The 524-nt window shown below is 59.2% G+C and carries 1 protein-coding gene; it reads right to left on the bottom strand.

Going from position 1 to position 524, the window contains the following annotated elements:
* A partial coding sequence (locus ACOCD2_RS25980) for an ABC transporter substrate-binding protein (protein WP_293675699.1) occupies nt 1-524 on the bottom strand: 524 nt, incomplete at both ends.

Genomic DNA, 524 nt, shown 5'->3' with positions numbered 1-524 from the left:
CCGGGTCGCCGTTGGACCACTTTGCATTCTTGCGGATGTGAAAGACATAGGTCTTGCCCTCGTCGCTGATTTCCCAGGATTCGGCAGTGCCGGGGATGACCGTGCCGTCCGGCGCTTCGATCGCTGCCAGCCATGGAGAGCGAAGCGAAGGCTGGTAGTCCCCAGTAGCCGCGAGGCCGCACTGTTTTCCCGGCGTGCCTTGCGCCAGAGGGAAAACAAAGTAGGCCTCTGAACGCGGCGTCCAGTCATTGGGAGCCAAGTACGGAGCAGCAACGAGCTTGCGAAGTTGTTGCGTAGTGCTTGGTGACCAGGACGGCTGGGGCACAAATAGGTTGTCAAAGGCCGAGTCGATTTTGGGGACTGGGATGTCCCAAAATCTATCACGAGGTCGAAGACACGCTTGGGTCAGGCCTTCATAGAGATCCCGGAGGATGTTGGACGAAGGCACACCTTCGGCCTTGTGGGGATCCAGCGTCTGCACTTCGGCACCATTGCCGCGGTGCAGAACCTGCTCTTTGGCAAGA

The sequence above is a fragment of the Thiolapillus sp. genome (assembly GCF_048562965.1).
Lineage (GTDB): Bacteria > Pseudomonadota > Gammaproteobacteria > Chromatiales > Chromatiaceae > Thiolapillus > Thiolapillus brandeum_A.
The sequence above is the reverse complement of the archived record's forward strand: the minus strand, read 5'-3'. Positions and strand labels throughout refer to the sequence as shown.